The organism is Psychrobacter sp. AOP30-A2-5 (assembly GCF_052378115.1).
Classification (GTDB): Bacteria; Pseudomonadota; Gammaproteobacteria; order Pseudomonadales; family Moraxellaceae; genus Psychrobacter.
This window is the reverse complement of sequence record NZ_JBQSXK010000003.1, coordinates 1-17,921: the sequence shown is the minus strand read 5'-3', so window position 1 is coordinate 17,921 and position 17,921 is coordinate 1. Positions and strand designations below refer to the sequence as shown.

Sequence of the window (17,921 nt, the reverse complement as noted above, 5' to 3'; positions counted from 1 at the left end):
TAACCACTACTACCGCTCAATTTATACAGTTAGCAGCGATCAATATATTGAGGCGTCATGGACAGTCTACTTCCTTACTTTGAGCATGAGCTTAGCCTGTTTAATAAACAGTCAAAAGAATTTGCCAAAAAATATCCCAAAATAGCCAATCGGTTGTTGATGGGGCACGATACCGTCGATGATCCGCATATAGAGCGGTTGATACAGGCTTTTTCGCTGATCAGTGCGCGCATCAATAAAAAATTAGACGACTCATACGCTGATTTTACCGAATCGCTACTAGAAGTCGTTTATCCCGATTATCTCAAACCTTTCCCTTCAGTATCTATTGCCCAGTTCAATCTAGGCGTACAGGGCAATGCGATGAGCGAGGCAGTCTTAGTCCCTAAAAATAGTGCGTTCGCCAGCCAAAAAATAAATGGCACGCCTTGCCAGTTTCAGTCAACCCAAGATGTGACCTTGCTGCCGCTACAGATAGATAGCGTCGACTTTGAAACTCGTCAAGAGGTGTATGACAATCAGCATGGACTACTGAATGGCTGCATTAGTATTAAGCTCAAAGGTCTTAATCCAAGCTTTGATTATCAGACATTATTAAATCATTCGTTAGACTTGTATATAGATGAAGACGCCAGTCAGGGTACCAGTCTGTGGGATTTGCTCGGCTGTGATATCAAGCAAACGCATCTGCATGGTAGTCAGGTCAATAAGATAACGGGCAGTCCGTTTGAGATTATAGGCTTCGATCCTGAGCAGCAAATTCTTCCGAGCCATCGAGTGAGTAATGCTGCTTCTGCCTTATTAAAAGAATACTTCTATTTCCCTGAAAAATTCAATTTCTTACGCCTTAATCTTGGTAAGGTTTGTCCAAATTTAAAGATCGATAGCAATGGCTTTGAGATTCGCTGTTACTTTAGATTTGATAAAAAAAATACCATCCGCCTAAAAAACTTGCAGCAGCTCAGTGCCAGCAGTATCAAGCTGTTTTGTACGCCCGTTGTCAATTTATTCAAGGCGGCTGCTAAGCCTATTCAAGTTACCCATCGTTCGATCTATTACGATTTGGTGCCTGATACTCGTGCGCTGTTTCAACATGAAATCTATGAGGTCAATAAAGTCATAGAGTCCAAGCAAAGCGACAATCGTTTGATACAACGTGAATATCATCCATTTTATGCGCTCAATCACTATGAGCAGCAAGATGAAGGTCGTTATTATCACATTAAACGTGATAAGGATATGGCTGAGTTCAAGCAGGGTTTTGAATATCAGATTATGTTTGTAGAAAAAAATCGCGAAGATTTAGCCGGCGCGGTGAGTATGAGTGCGTCTTTATTGTGCACCAATAGAGATTTGCCGGCTCAAGTGGTATTCGGTCAAAGCCGTGGCGATTTGTTTAGCGAAGGGATGACTGGCTTTAGCAGTTTGTCTTTATTAAAGCAGCCAACTCGGACTGCAAGGTTTGACTATACCGGTGAAGAGCGTTGGCGCTTGATATCGCTGATTAGTCTGAATTTTTTATCGCTTGCCGCCCAAGATGCTGAGCTGATGAAAGAGTATTTATCGCTATATGATATTACCCAGTCTGCTTCTAACAAACTGTTGGTCGAAGGTATTGTGTCTGTCGAAACCAGTATCGAAGCTCGACGTATTCAGCGCTTGCCACAGCCTGGGTTTGTGCGTGGCACGCTGATCAATATTCAAATCAACCAAAAGAATTTTGCTGGAGTGAGCATCCGCCAGTTTGCCCATTTATTGGCGCATGTGTTTGGCTATCACGCCAGCTTAAATAGCTTTGTTGAAGTGTCCATTAGTGATGCCATTACTAAAGAGGAGATATACAGATGTCAGCCACGCAGCGGTCTCAGTCCTCTTATTTAACGGATTTAATGGCGGCGCCGCAATCTTATGAGCTATTGCAAGCGCTCCGCTTGGTTCGTCATGAAGTCAGTATGGGATACGCGCCCATTGAGGTGCGTTACCGTGCTTCGTTATCACTGGCGTATCCGCAAGCTGAAATTGAGTCGATGGCGCTCATTGCTCAGGACAATATGGAAGACAGTGGCAGCTCATTAAAGGATGGTCAAGTAAAGGCTAATTCATTAAAAATGAGGCGGATAGAGGTTTGCCCTGCAGTTATCGGATTGACTGGCCCGTTGTCAGCCTTGCCAGCGATGTATACCGACCATCTAGCCTCGCGAGTCAATCATGCAAAAGATAAAGCGGCGCCCGCTTTTTTGGACTTATTTAACCATCGATTGACGGATTTGTACGTGCAAGCGAGTTGGTTTTATAACTTGCCATTACAGTATGAGATAAATAATAAAAAAGACAACTATCTACTGAGCTTGCGGGCATTGGCGCGTCAGCCGAAGAAGCTAACCGCCATCGATAGCTTGATTGCTTATGCTGGCATGATCGCCCCAGGACGCCTGACAGCCGATCAGTTGTCACATGTACTGTCGCATTTTTTAGATAGCACCGTCAGTGTCGAGCAATTCGTACCGGAGTGGTTTGATCTACCAGCTAGTGAACAGACAGCACTTGGTGGTCAGCATGCTGCCCTTGGGTTGTCCGCATTTTGCGGTGCGCGCGTCGTACAGTTTGATAGCAAAATTAGAATTGTGTTTCATCAGTTGGACGCGAAGCGTTATTTAAGACTGTTACCAGCAGGGGATATGTATCGAGTCATTATTGATTTTATCCGTAAATGGTGCGGTGTTTGCTTGGCGGTCGAGATGCAACTTGAGTTGGACAAGCAGTACATCACCCCGTTGTCATTATCAGAAAGTAATTTTGGTGGTTTGGGTCAGGGTGGGTTTTTGATATCGCAGCCTGCGACGCAGCATCATGATGACACTCGCTATGCGCTGCCGATTCAATAAGTATTTCATGGTTAATAGAGAGATTTTACCTATTATGAAGAGCCATGCATCAGTTTTATATCGCCGTTTAATAAAAATAATTTTATACCATTCATAGAAATTAGAGTGGCAAGGAAAACGAGTGAAAGTACTACGTCTTGTAGGCTAAGCGAGTTTGACACAGCTAATCTTGCTTTTTGAGTTTGGTATTAAGTCTAATAAGAATGCTAAAGGAAAAGATTTATGAGCCAGTTAAAAGCTGTAATTACCCGCTTGAGTCCAAGTTGCCGACAGTGTTTGCAGCAGGCAGCTAGGCTTTGTATCAATAATGGGCATCGTGAAGTCGATACCGTCCATCTGTTGCATGAACTGATTGCCACGCCGCACAATGATGTGGCTCAAATACTTAAATTTAATAAGATCAATCAGCAGGCATTACTAGCCGATATAACTGATTTGCTAAATACCTTCGGTCAGGCTACAGGTTCAACGCCAGTGTTTAGTCAAAGTCTGATGGCATTGTTAGACGATGCGTGGGAGCTTGCTAGCAGCCAGCATAGTCAAAGCGATGATAAAAATAGCCCGCTAGAAATTCGTTCTGGACATATACTGCTCGTGCTATTGGCTTATGAGCGTTATCAGTCGCTACTCAACACCCTACCTGAGCCACTACAATATATTGATCGTTTTACCTTAAAAGATGATTATGAGCGTCAATGTCTCGGTAGTACTGAGGGCAGTGGATCAAGCAGTAATAAAATTACCAATAATAAAGGCGTTAATAAGGGTGGTGATAGTGCAGACAATGATACTAACAATCAAGAATCTTTAGACACTAAGCAAACTGAAGCTAAGCCAACCCCTGCGTTGGATAAATATACTTATGATTTGACTGCCAAAGCCAGCGCTGAGCAAATAGATCCAGTCATTGGCCGTGAGTTTGAAATTCATCAGTTGATCGATATTTTGATTCGTCGCCGCCAAAATAACCCTATTTTGACGGGTGAGGCAGGGGTAGGTAAAACAGCAGTGGTAGAAGGATTGGCGCAAAAGATAGTCGCCGGTCAAGTGCCTGATCAGCTAAAAGACGTGACGATACGTAGTCTCGACATGGGGCTATTACAGGCAGGAGCAAGCGTTAAAGGGGAGTTTGAAAACCGTCTCAAGCAAGTCATCGAAGAAGTACAAGCCTCGCTACAGCCAATTATCTTATTCATTGATGAAGCGCATACTTTGATTGGTGCTGGTGGGCAAGCGGGTCAAAATGATGCGGCTAATTTATTAAAGCCTGCGCTCGCTCGTGGTGAGCTTAGAACCATTGCGGCGACGACGTGGTCAGAGTACAAAAAATACTTTGAAAAAGACGCAGCATTGTCACGTCGCTTTCAAGTGGTCAAAGTCGATGAGCCTGATATCGAGACAGCAGTAGCGATGATTCGTGGTCTAAGTGCCAAGATGCAGAGTCATTTTGGTATATTAATCGATGACGATGCGCTACAAGCAGCGGTTGAGTTATCCGCACGTTATATCAGCGATAGGCAGCTGCCTGATAAAGCGGTCAGTGTATTAGACACGGCGGCAGCACGGGTGAGCTTGTCTAAGACCGCCATACCCAATCAACTTGACAGATTAAACGCCAAAGGGGTGCAATTAGAGCAGCATATCAACAATCTCAGTAAACAGCTCGAGCGTATCGGCAGCGTCGACGAAAAAGAAAAAGTCAGTCAAAAAATTGCCGTGCTTGATGAGCAGCGCCAAGCCAATCAGCAAAGCATTGCTGATATGACCAGTCGCTGGCATGAACAGCGTCAGCTTAACGACCAGCTTGACGCGCTCAATCAACAATTGAACGGCAAAGCAGATGGCGCTGATGCGCTTAGTGCAAAAGAGCGCTTAGACAAACAAGCTGAGTATCAGAGTATTGAGCAATCGCTAAGACAGGTGCAAGAGACGCAGCGCTTGATCCATGCGGTATTAGATCGACAGGTTATTAAGCAGATTATCTCAGATTGGACAGGGATTCCACTTACCGACATGGCAGGTAATGAAAAAGACCATATCTTGGGTTTGGCTAATACCTTGCAAGCACGTGTCATCGGCCAAGACCATTCTGTGACCGCTATCGTTAAGCGTATTCATACCGCAAAAGCGCGCTTAGATGATCCCAATCGTCCGCAAGGCGTGTTTCTGCTAGTCGGGCCAAGTGGTGTGGGCAAGACAGAAACCGCGTTGGCGCTATCAGAGGTGTTGTACGGTGGTGAGCGTAATCTTATTACGATTAATCTATCAGAATATCAAGAAGCCCATAGTGTGGCTTCTTTAAAAGGTTCGCCACCAGGTTATGTTGGTTATGGTGAAGGTGGCGTGTTAACAGAGGCTATCCGCCGCCGTCCTTATAGCGTGCTGTTACTTGATGAAGTCGAAAAAGCCCATCCAGACGTATTGGATTTGTTTTATCAGGTCTTTGATAAAGGGGTGATGGAAGACAGTGAAGGGCGTTTGATTGATTTCAAAAACACGCTTATTTTATTGACCAGTAATGTTGGTTCATCTGCAATTATGCAGGCATGTATCAATACAGATCCGGCCGTTACTGATTTTAGCTTGCCCGACAGTGACAGTCTAAAGCAGGTCATTAATCCGCATTTATACAAATCATTCAAGCCTGCCTTTTTGGGTCGTCTAACGGTCATTCCTTATTATCCGTTAACAGATGACGCGCTCGCAGAAATTATTCGCCTGAAATTGGACAAAATTACAGGTCGTATCCGTGATAATTATGATGTGCCTTGTGTCATTGATGACGAGGTGATTGAGCTGATTTTATCGCGTTGTCATGAGGTTGATTCTGGTGCGCGTAACGCCGATGCGATTATCAGCCATACCTTGCTGCCGCAGCTGGCAGGTCAGCTACTGGCTCATGATGACAGTCAAAGTGTGTTAAAGAAAATTACCGTATTCGTCGATGCGGACGATAATTTTGCCTACCGTCTGGATACTGATGCCGTTGTGGCGCTCAATCAGATGGCGCAATACAGCGAAGGTGAAACTGAAAATCAAGTTGAGGATCAAGTTAAGGAACCACCAAGCAAACCCCTTTCAGCTAAAAAGTCTGCCATTAAAAAGCCTGATGTTAAAAAGTCGACAGTGAAAAAAGTCGCCAGCAAAAAACCTACTAAAAAACCTATGAAAGAGGAGTCACTATAATGAACACTGATAACTCTTTAGCAATCAATATTGACACCCTTATCGCGCCAATTAATGGCAGTCGTCATGGGGTCGGCGAAGACCTGATATTTGATCCACGTATCGATGCCATCGTGGCCGCTCGTCAAGAAGATGACCCATTACTCGCACAAGGCAATTGGGTCACTGAGCTAAAAGTGGCTGACTGGGATTTTGTCAAAAACCAATGTGCCGATTTGCTCAGCCATACCAGTAAAGATATGAAGCTGGCACTTTGGTATGTTGATGCGTTAAGTCATACCGATCATTTATCAGGTATCAGTCAGGGTTTGAGTCTATTGCAGGCACTCAATGACGAGTATTGGCTCACTATGTATCCGCCGCTAGATGGTGAAGAAGACAGTATGGATATCAGGGCAGGGCTGCTGTCATGGTTCGTCAAGGCGCTCACTGATGATATTAAGCAGCTATCACTTTCTGATACAAAGACAGAAAAATATAACTACAATTACTATCTAACCGCGCGTGATCATGATAAGCAGCGTCAGCAAAATCCCGATAACGAATCATCTAACCAATTAACACTAAGTGATTATAACCACGCTATAAAAACCAGTAGTGAGACTTGGCAACAAGCACTGATGAGCAATCTTAAAAAAGTTACTGAGCAGTGGCAGGCGCTGACTGATCAGTTAAATGATTTGATGGGTATGGATGCGCCAGTCTTCGCACCAGTCACGGATTTATTGGTTGCCCTGACCCAACATTTGCGACCGTTGATACCAGAATATTCCGATACCACTAGTAGTGTTTCTGCTCAAGAAAGCGTTGCCGATACTATGGTCGGTATCACTGACAATGAAAGTACGATATCAGATAGTAGTGGGCAATCAGTTAGCACAAAAAATATTAGCTCAACCAGTTTTAATCCTAGCAACCGTGATCATCAAAGCAATCGTCAGCAAGCACTTAAATTATTGAGTCAAATCCAAGATTATTTTGCGACCAATGAGCCGCACAGCCCGGTGACGTTTTTGCTAGGCCGTGCTATTGATTGGGCAGATATGCCGCTCGACCAATGGTTGACTCATATCATCAAAAACGAAGACCAGCTGGCGACGCTATCTGACATAATTGGGATTAAACCCAAACGTGATTCATCTGACGATGGTTATTAATTGAATCAACGACAAATGCATACTTGGTTAACAGGCAATCTGTGCACAAATTATAATCTTGCAATATTAAATTTTCCAACTTTGGACTGATAAAAAAGGGCTTATCATGGTATGGACTCAAACAAAGCGGCATGTGCAACTGAGTAGTGCCCATCCTGATATTGCCACCAGTCTGATTCAACAGGCTGACTTGATTGAAAGCTTACTTGGCATGCCTTTGCCCGACAGCATTTGGAGTAAGCCCGCTCTTATGCCAACGCCTGACGCTTATCCAAGCCCTTATCATCACGACCAACGAGCGCAGTCTTATCAAGAGCGCCAACTAGCCCTCTATTGCGGCTACCGTATTGGCATTACTCTACTGCATCCACGAGCAGGACTGGATATAAAGCAATGGCTAGGGCAAAGTCTCTCGATACATTGGCATACGGGAGACACGCTATTACCAAACCAAACCCGCCACGGTATCATTACCGAAGTCGTTGCTCTAGGTAGTAACAGTGGTATGGCCGCCTACCGCATCATCTGTGAACCTAACTTAGGTCAATTACGCCTGAACAGTCATAATCGCCGTCATCATCATCTCAGTCTCAGTGAACTCATTACCCAGATCATCAGTCCATACGATATGAACGTTGAGATTGACGAGCGCCTCAGTGATGACAGCAACTATCATATACAGCATAGCGTCCAATACAACCAAACCGATCTGGCTTATCTAACCCAATACCTTGCTCTCTATGGCATCACAGGCTATTACCGTCATGAGAGCGACAAACACACTCTAGTCCTACTACCTAGTGATGGCGAAGAATTGCGTCCTGATGTCAATGATATCCAAAGCATCCTCAGTCAAAACCCTGCCAACCTTGCTGATAGACAAGACCGCGTTACTGCCATTCGTCCTCGTATTGCTCAGCATACTCAGCAAAGCGACCTACATCGTTATGACAGTCGCTTGATGAGTATCTATACTGGCAGTAGCAGTAGCGAGCAACCGATCGATTCATCAAACAGCACGCATCAGCGCTTTTTACACAGTCATAGCCGTTTTGATGATGACAGTCTCGATAAGCTTGCTACTCGCTACCAGCAGAACGCACAGCAGCGTGCCAATCTAGGCAGCCTAACCGGTAACATCCGTCATCTGAGTTTGCCAAGTAGCCACTATATCGATGGCAACCCTTATTTGACCGATCCGATCAGTCTGGTGTCTCTTCATCAGCATATTAATAATCATATTCCTACGGATTGGTTGGGGGCAGCACCCTTTGATCCCATTACCTTACAGTCCAATACCAACCATAATAATGATGACGACAATGACGACAACGTCCATCATATCAATGCCTGCTACCTGCCATTTCCGCACCATCACCATATTCCCTATGGGGAACAGCTGGACAAACTTGGACAACCGCATCCGAGTCTCACAGGTCTGATGAGTGCCAGTATTATTGATACCGATAGTAGCGCCATCACTCATGATCGTAATCATCGTGCCCATATCAGATATCACTGGCAAAGCGAAGGTGACGACAGCGCGCACTGGATACCCATTGCTAGTCACCTCGTCGCTGACCACATGGGACAAACCCATCCTTTGCGTCATGGACAACATGTCCTTATCGACTTCATCGGTGGCGACATCACCCATCCCATCATCATTGGCAGTACCCATAACGGACAAGGCAATTCTGATGCTCAGCATAATAGTCTGACTAGCGATTCGGACCACATAGACGCCACTAGCCCCGCATGGTTTATCAATCAAAGCCATGCTTATTCCATAGACGGTATCAAGACTCAAAGTATCGATAGCAGCCGAACAGGCGAGGCCACCAAAGACAGCCTTATTAACCGCTACAACCAGCTCATGTTTGACGCTCATCCTGACAGTCCGCAGATTAATGTCTATAGCAGTAGCTATCAAAGCAGCCTAACCATTGGTCATCTGTATCAGCATACCGACCACACCCGAGGACAAGCCCGTGGACAAGGTATCAGTATCGAGACCCAAGCCGCCGCCAATGTGCAAGGCGGTACAGGCTTACATATCAGTAGCCAAGCATCAAACCCCACATCAAATCCTCACATGAGCCATAACAGCCACAGCAAACTACAAACCGCTGACCAACACCAACAAGCTTACGTTCAGCTGGCTGACACCCATCAGCCAGTGGGACTAGAGGGCAGCAGCAACAATAAGAGCAATAGTAAAGGCGATAGCCAAACCCCTTTTGATCAGTTTAACAAAGATACTAACGATAGTACGCTTAGCGAGTCCGGACAATGGCAACAACCTCATCTACTGATCGACTCTCAGCGTCATCTTGCCATCTTAAGTGGACAACACAGCCAGCAGACCAGTACTCAAAGCACGCATAGCCATGCGACAGACAATACATATCATCACAGTCAAACGCAGATGAATCAGCTGGTAGCAGGGGATATTCATTATTACAGTAACAAAGCCCAAACCCATACCGCCGCGCATGGTGATGTGACCATACAAGCCCATCAGAATGAGATGCGCCTCGATAGTGAGCAAGTCCTGCGACTCTATAGTCGAGATAGTATTAATATCATCGCGCCTGATACGCTGATGCTGAAAGCAGCGGGCAGTGGCATTGAGATATCAGGGGGTAATGTGACGTTTATCACGCCAAGCCAAGTGGGCTATAAGGCGAGTAAGGTGGATTGGGGCAGTGGGGGTGGTAATAGTCCAACGATTACGATGCCTCAAGATGAGCTTGCTGACTGTGCTGCCAAGACCGGTAGTGCTGGCAATAAAGGTGGAGCGGTTTAGGTATGCTAATACCAAAAGTAGAGTTTCTCGATAATATTCAAGCGACCGATAGTTATCAAAAGCAACTTAAGGCTTTATATCTAACAGTCTCTGACAATCAATATCAAACGCTGACAGTCCTTATCGATCTAAATATTTATGGTACAGCCGTCTTTGACGTACTCGACAGCGGTACTGATTTAGCGTATGAGCGCATCAAGCGTATTCATCATACCTTTAAAGATGATTTAGCACTCATCGACATTCCACTAGATAGTAGTAAAGGTCAACGCTTACTGGAGCAGCTACTGGCATTGGCACTATATGAAAACACCTATGATATATCTGGTTATCCTCATGCGCGTAGTATCTGCTTATGGCTATTTGATCAGCCCATCACTCAGAAGCTAAAACTTAGTGTCTATTTAATAGGTCAAGCCTACGGGCTAGGAACAAATAAAAAGCGCTATTTACGCTATTGGGATCCTAGAGTATTAGCGCTATTAATACACCTGTGGACCGAACAGCAAAAGCTGCAAATATATCAGTTGGGCTTATTTCACATTTATTATGTTGATTGGAATAATGAAATGAACGTACTAACGCTACCGACACCTAATGAAGTGTATTTATCCGATACTGAAGCAGCATTAGAGCAACTTAAGTCATTACCCTTTAGGTTTAGTCAACAGCAGTGGCACTTACTTGAGCAGACAGAATGGATGAATATGGTAGTAAGGCAGCTAAAAGATCAAATAGTGATTAACGCTCAATCTTATGAGACTGTGATGAGTCAAGCACTATTGATTGCTCAGCTTCAAATTACGCAACAGCAAGCCGTTAGGAATATTGTTAAGGATTTGGAACAGCCTAGAAGTCAAGGAGTAGCAGGATGAGTAATGATTTAAGCTTTATGGATAGGTTGACAAAAAATCATAAAGATACTCAAAACAAGGAAGAATCTGGTCTTGTAGTATTAGAGCTAGAATATGAAATTCCTACTGAGCCTATGGTTATAGATTTGACAGTAACAGCTCCTAGAAGATGTGCTTATAAATGTGGAAAAGTTGGTATACCGATACTACCTGTGGTGTTGAGTAAGATAGATTATAAGGTATCGCCACAGGATGAGCGATACTTTTTCCATGAGGTTACCTCTATACCATCCAGCCATACTGCTGTTGCCAGCCTGCCAACTCATGCCTATCTATATTGTTATATAGAAAATAGTGAATGGTATTCTTTTGATGAGTATTACACAGGTTCAGATGGTGCCTTGAAATGTATTCAATCATATATAGGAGAAGATTTTGAAGAAAGGGCTACTCAGTCTGGACAAATAGATGTGCAAAATATAGACGAGTCTGACAACAATTATTTCGACCAAGATGCTCAGCCGTTTAACTGTACAAAGGACAATCATAGCACCTTAGATAGTAAATACATTACTTTGTATCAAGGTGATGTTGCATGGTTTATGATTAGTCATGCAAAACTGAGTAAAGCGACACTAAAAAAGTATATTGAGGATGAAACGCTACGTAATAGACGTATGCAAAAGTTTATGGTTGATGAATTAATTGGTAATAAAAACACCGTCAATATGAGTAATAGTGAGATTAGCTATATAAAAAGTTTTTTTCAACGTAAACAGCTTGCTCAAGGCGGAGATATTACTAATAAGATTGATGTAAAAGAGAAAAAAGGAAGAGACGATATATCAGGAAGTACCAGAGCAGCGTTATCACTGTATCAAAGTATGCAAAGAAGTGTCAGTGAAATAATAGAAGATACTGAAGAAATTATTGGTAATGGAAATGGTACTAAAGCTGATGAAGATGAATTAAATTTTTTTAAAAAAGTAAAACCTATGATGGTTGCCCTACCTGATCCAGTAGGGGAGGTCATGGCAGCAGCGGAGAAGCGAAATTATCTACTCAAAAATCTTGATGATGCTCAAAAAGATAAAGGTAAAATCCGAGAGCAAGTCAATGCCATTATTATTGATAATATTAAAAGTAGCATAGAAGCTGCTAATCAATCATCAGTTCATGAACAACATGGTTATTCAAGAGCGGGACTTAATCGTAATCATAAGGAAGAATCAGCAGTTGGACGAAACATCTATAATTATATTAATGAAACAAAATTCAAAGCAGTTTTAGCGAGTGCGAAAAAAAGCCGTCAAGATAAAGAAGCTATCGCAATAGCTCGTCAAATATTTATAGACGCTATTACACGTCCTGAATTTGCTTTTGTTATGCGTGAAGACTTTCCCGAAAATGATGAAGAAAGTCATTTAGGATATGCTCAAATTATCGCTGAAGCGATTCAAGGTATCGGTATTGATGAAAGTAACATTGGCATACCAGATGCCATATGGGCAGACTACGTACCATATCAAACAGCAGGTATGACCGCCAAGCAAGAGTTTGATCAAACACTCCTACCTTGTATCTCAGGTGAGCAGCCCATTGAAGATAACTGGCTAGCTAAAGCGTTAATTGGTCTGAATTCTGAAGATAATCAAAAAATGCAAGATGCGCCAGCATATGAAAACTTCGCGCGCGCGAGTGACTTTATTGGTACAGCAACAAACTGGCTCAATACATTTAAAAATGAAACCAAACAAAAAGCTATAGATGCCAAGACTGCCCAAAAAATTCAATACCTTAATGAGTTGGCAAGTTATAAAGCTCAAGTCGTACAGACGATGAGTAATAACATGAGCCATATTAAGGGAAATAACCGCTGGTTGTACAAGATGGACTTGTGGACACAGGCTTCAGTCAATCAATCTACAGGGCTTCGTTTGGCACAAAAAATCTTGAAATATAGTCCCGACAAGGCGACCAAAGTGCTAGGGGAATTTTTAAATAATCGAATCGATAAAGCAAAGCCACATAAGACACTCATACCTGCAAGTATCGATATTGGGGCGGTCAAGCAGGGTTCAGGTAGTAGTGTACCTTTTGCGGTAGACTTTATGCACTCCCTAGCCGCAGATCAACAAGTATTAGATATTTATAACAAGGCGGCGGCAGGTGATAAGAATGCCCAAATGACGGTGACGCTATATACAGACAAAGCGACTGCTCAAGCTGCGGCGTCAGTCAATCAATCGCTTGCCGATGCGCAAGCGGATTTAAATAAATATTTCGATAGCCATAGCGGAGCACAGCGACAGTTGGAGCGTAGCAGTGCAGGTAAGGCCGCACTGATATCTGCAGGGATTGGCTTATTTCAGTTACGTAGTGTATGGATGGGGAAAAGTAACTTGAACGCTATGGCAGCTCGCGGAGATCTCATAGCGCGCGAGTTTATGACCAGCTATGCCAGTACTTCCCTAGCACTGACGGGGGCGGCGCTTGATGTCGCTGCCGCTGGTATGCAGATACGAGGTGCCAGCACTACTGCAATAGCAAGACTCAGCCTCAGTGTTGGTGTCCTTGGTGCTGTTGGGGCTGGGTTTGAGGTGTATAGTTTGTCTATTTCATTGGAGAGACAGATAGAGAGTAGAAGCCAGGCTAGTGCTATAGGGACTGGCGTTGCAATGATTTCAGCGGGCGCAGCAGGTATAGCAGGTCTAGCTATTGGACTTGGTTTTGTCATGCCATGGGTGATTGGCATTATGGCTGTGGCGTGGGCTGTAAGCTTAATCGCTCAATGGGTCGCTTTTACTTATGATAAAAGTTACATACTACCCATCCACTATTGGCTAGATGCTGGTATTTTTGGTAATAAAGAAATGATTGATGTCAATAACTATCCGAACAACCCCTTTAAAGACAAACCGATGCAAAATATTCAAGAAGACTTACACGCTTATGCCTTAGCTATAACAGAGTTCACCGTAACTCCCAAATTTGACACTAGCATAAGCGGCAATGCAAGTATCTTGACAGGTACTATAACCATAAGTATTAATCAATGGCAGGAGGATAGTTGGCTTGGTATAACTGGATATATCGTAAATAATAGTGGAGATATTATTACACTTAACAATAATGCTAATAAATCATCTAGAATTACTTATTTAATTGAATCAGGAGAGGCCAAACAGGAAGGTAATTATTTAGTTGTTACTCAGAAACTGCCTCAAATAAGAAAGCGTAATATTTCTGTAAACCAATCTTATTGGGGGTTTGATAGTAAGAGCCTGATCGATATTTCATCAAAAAAAGAAGTACAAGAGTCAAACTACTTAACATTTGACGAAATGGAGCGATTAGAGGTAATTATAGACTTTCGACTAAATGCGAGCACATACCCTATGTATGAGTTGAGCAACACGGTAAAAAGTAATTAGGAACAATACAATGCAATTACGCGACGATTTTGCTAAGCACATTAGTGAGCTTCATAATCCTATTGACCGTCCTTATACCGCCAGTATAGACAAAAGCCTATTAAAGAATACTGAAGATGTTAAACATCTTAACAAAGAGATTCAAAACATCAATCCTGACTATTTGACGTTCTTACCAGCATATTTTTGGATGTTTTATTTTGCTATTGGTTGGGTTTATTTCTTTTCTTATATGTTCTCTGTTATTTTTATTTTATTGTTTATCGTAAATCTTGATTTTGTTTTATCTGGTTTCACAGTATGGTTTGTATTAGTAGGCATACTTATGTTTATAATATTTTGCACACCCCTAATCCTAATCCTCTATCAATTCATTGCAAAGAAACCATTTCGCACCCAGTATTATTTTTTAAAAAAAGAACAGAAAATCACCTATTACTATCGTCCACTGATGAAGTTTAGACAGCCTTACGAGCTTAAAGTAGTCGACTATAAAGACGTACGCCCAGACTTACATCTAGACAAATATAATCAAGCGTATACACCGCTCAATCTCTACGTCGCTGATCCTGAGACAGGGGACATTACCCATCATTTAAAGCTTGAGGATTATAGAGTCAACCCACGAGTGCAATGGGCATTTATTCGTACCTATATGGAACGTCCAGCGGATGAGCTGCCAATAGACAGCGAACTCTGCCAAGCATACCCTGCGGATACCAGTAAATCACTTTTTGCTTGCGCTGATATTATCTATCGCAAAAACGGCATACTGCCTAGCGATCATTCTGGCGGTGGTCAGATTATGGTCTTTATAATAGGCTCAATAATAGCTTTAGGTAATCTATTTCAGGCTAATCATTACCAATGTACCAAGCGAGCCATCCTACATCCAGAAGTTCAGAAGCTACTCACATGGGACGGTCAAGACAATCCTTATCCGATACAGCCCATAACTGATGAAGCCAAATTAGCCTTTGACGGTAGAAATTGGGAGGTTAATATCAGATGGATAGTGGCGATAATAATTAACATAAGTTTTTTTTCATGGGCAGTGGTGGCTTATAATAGCTAGCGAAAATTGCTAACTACATATTGTATAACTATGATCTTACCAATTCCTCCCGTACCTCCTGTCGGTAAAATAATCAGTCGCCCTTATGAGGGAGGTATTCCTAATTTTAAAGAAAAAAATGTCAGTATTGATAGAATAAGTACACTTATCCATGATGTGAATCCAGATTATCTGCTATTACACCCCAGTATTAACTCTATCCAAAATGTATGGCTTTTAGCGTCATATTGTGGTGCATGGTTAGGTGGGCAGAATATATTTTTCTTGTTGGCGGTTATATATGATTACATTTTTTTAAGTCCTTTCGATATTGTTGGTCTCTCATTAATAGTAATGCTGATTATACTGATATCAATCTTATCATTCGGTGCATTTTTTACTCTAAAACAACTTAAAGTCAAACAATCTCGATACCATAAAATTCTACTACTAAAAAATACCCAGCAGATTGCTTACTACGAACATAACCGTAAGCAAGCCCCTATCTTTCATCTGATTAATTATAAAGATATCACAGCCTCCATAAGGCGTAATGAAGGTTTGGTGTATGAAGTACTGAATCTGCATGTCATCGATGAATCAACAGGAGAACCAAGCTTATCTATTAACTGTGAAGACATGCAACTAAACTCTTATGATCAGTGGACGTTTATCCGTACCTATATGGAACGTCCCGCTGACGAGTTACCGCTTGACCCACGATATGCTCATGCCTGTCCGACAGACATCAGTACCTCACTCTTTGCTTGTGCTGATATTGCTCAAGAGAAGAAAAACAAAGGCTTAACAGGACTACGCCACGAGGTGACTTTTATGGGTTGGTTGCGCGCTTGTACGGTTAGCTACTTAGATTTAGCCGAGGGTAATATATACCAGTCGAGCGCTAATCCTGCATTGCATCCGGAAGTTCAGCGTCGGCTCATGTGGGATGGGCAAAACAATCCGTATAATATTCTGCCTGTTACAGCAGAGCGCCAAGCAGCCTTTGATAATAAAAACACAAAGGTCAAACTAAAGTGGTACTCAGGCATAGCAGTGAATGCGACGTGGTTTATTGGATCGATATTGTATGTGATGTTGGTAATTGCTTAGATAAAAACTGATTAGCCAACCTCTATTAAACAGTACGAGAACCGCTAAAAATGAACAACTACATCATCAGACCTCAAGCAATCTATTTATTAGAACGTTACAGTTCACCAGCTTACTTTAAAGAGATGCGCGATGCTTTTGCGCATACGTTGGAAGCTGCTGAATATGCATTGGAGCTATTTGTCAACGATTTACCCTTTGATTACCGTACGCGCCCCTTAAACCAACAACCTGATATCGTTTGGGGCGAGCGCGTATTACCGAACTTACGTGATACTTTAGATAGTCTTAATATTGGCTATCAAGAGCTGTTAAATGGCGACTTAGCAGCAATAGGCTATGGCGGCAATGTAAAAAGTGATTTTCGCGCCATCAGTATGGATTACGATATCGACTGGATGCCAGAGCAGCAACAGCTGAATTATGAGAAATGGGAAAGAGAGGCAAGCTTACGCGCTTTTAACATGGGAATAACCAGTTATTTTGGTTGGTGTTTATACGACTTAATAGAAAATTATAGCATTGAATCAAGAGGAGCGCTTAATGCGCCTGAATCATGGCCTATCTATAGTCTCAATCAACAATATAGCGTTAAGGTAGATGAGGTCGTCCCTGTCGCTGGCATTTATGTACCAAATCGAGCAGATGCCAGTGCTCAAGTGCTATTAGATGGCATGTTAGCGAATGAAGCTAATGTCGGTTATGAACCTGATACGACACATGCTGTCGGTAGAGCTCCTGTTACTTGGATGCTCGTTGAGCGTATCGCGGATAGTGGTGGTGGCAGTAGTAGTGTAGTATCGGAATCTTCACGTTGTGAAGCAGATCAGCCTTGTCCGCAGACAGGATATTGGTGGTCACCTGCCAGTCAGGAGTTGCAACATTTTCAAGCAGAAGACATCATGCCAGACATGACTAAAGGAAGGTGGGAAACCATTTGGTATTTTAACGCAACCAACCCGATGACTATTCAACCTACCACGAGTTATATAAAAAGGAAAAGAGCCAGGCGACCCAAAGTTTACCAACGACACAATGGAAATGCGTATTTAAATAACTATGTTAAATATACTTTTTTTACTACAGTCATCGTAGATATATCAATTCTATTGTTTGTGGAACAAATCTGTGGAGCAATTATCTATGAGCAGTTATTAAAGACTATCTTTATGCAGGCGCTGTGTTTATTTATGCTCACGGATTCCAAATTAATGCTTGCGCTGGCTAGTGTCACCAATAGGCCGTTAAGTACTATGAAAGTGGCTGCTTTTTTTATCATGTTAGGATCGTTCTATCTATTTTTTATTACGACACAAGGTTTGCCTTTTCAGAATGGGATAACAGGATGTGGCTAACTATTGATTATATACAATTGATATAGCTTATTACCCTAAACGTGAGAAGGACGTTTAACAGTAAAGCTAGCAGG

At 42.6% G+C, this 17,921-nt stretch carries 10 protein-coding genes; all 10 read left to right on the top strand.

The window, feature by feature from the left end; all coding sequences use genetic code 11:
* The first annotated feature begins 57 nt into the window (after positions 1–57).
* Positions 58–1,881, top strand: coding sequence for a type VI secretion system baseplate subunit TssF (gene tssF / locus ACT3S4_RS03735; protein ID WP_444760481.1), 1,824 nt, complete (start codon positions 58–60; stop codon positions 1,879–1,881).
* On the top strand, positions 1,845–2,885 hold the full coding sequence (gene tssG, locus ACT3S4_RS03730) for a type VI secretion system baseplate subunit TssG (protein ID WP_444760480.1): 1,041 nt from the start codon (positions 1,845–1,847) through the stop codon (positions 2,883–2,885). The genes tssF and tssG overlap by 37 nt, the downstream gene beginning before the upstream one ends.
* Before the next feature lie 222 nt (positions 2,886–3,107).
* Positions 3,108–6,071, top strand: a complete 2,964-nt coding sequence (gene tssH / locus ACT3S4_RS03725; protein WP_444760479.1) for a type VI secretion system ATPase TssH — start codon at positions 3,108–3,110, stop codon at positions 6,069–6,071.
* Positions 6,071–7,228: a type VI secretion system protein TssA gene (gene tssA / locus ACT3S4_RS03720; RefSeq protein WP_444760478.1), complete on the top strand. Its 1,158-nt coding sequence runs from the start codon at positions 6,071–6,073 to the stop codon at positions 7,226–7,228. Before tssH ends, tssA begins: the two co-directional genes overlap by 1 nt.
* A 106-nt stretch (positions 7,229–7,334) precedes the next feature.
* On the top strand, positions 7,335–10,037 hold the full coding sequence (locus tag ACT3S4_RS03715; protein WP_444760477.1) for a contractile injection system protein, VgrG/Pvc8 family: 2,703 nt from the start codon (positions 7,335–7,337) through the stop codon (positions 10,035–10,037).
* 2 nt (positions 10,038–10,039) lie between these two features.
* A complete protein-coding gene (locus tag ACT3S4_RS03710; RefSeq protein ID WP_444760476.1) occupies positions 10,040–10,912 on the top strand; it encodes a hypothetical protein in 873 nt (290 codons plus the stop codon).
* On the top strand, positions 10,909–14,325 hold the full coding sequence (locus ACT3S4_RS03705) for a toxin VasX (RefSeq protein ID WP_444760475.1): 3,417 nt from the start codon (positions 10,909–10,911) through the stop codon (positions 14,323–14,325). Before ACT3S4_RS03710 ends, ACT3S4_RS03705 begins: the two co-directional genes overlap by 4 nt.
* 10 nt (positions 14,326–14,335) lie before the next feature.
* Positions 14,336–15,400, top strand: coding sequence for a DUF6708 domain-containing protein (locus tag ACT3S4_RS03700; protein WP_444760474.1), 1,065 nt, complete (start codon positions 14,336–14,338; stop codon positions 15,398–15,400).
* Between the two features lie 30 nt (positions 15,401–15,430).
* The gene (locus ACT3S4_RS03695) at positions 15,431–16,492 is read left to right on the top strand and encodes a hypothetical protein (RefSeq protein WP_444760473.1); all 1,062 of its coding nucleotides are present in this window, start codon (positions 15,431–15,433) and stop codon (positions 16,490–16,492) included.
* A gap of 50 nt (positions 16,493–16,542) precedes the next feature.
* The gene (locus tag ACT3S4_RS03690; RefSeq protein ID WP_444760472.1) at positions 16,543–17,847 is read left to right on the top strand and encodes a hypothetical protein; all 1,305 of its coding nucleotides are present in this window, start codon (positions 16,543–16,545) and stop codon (positions 17,845–17,847) included.
* Positions 17,848–17,921 lie beyond the last annotated feature (74 nt).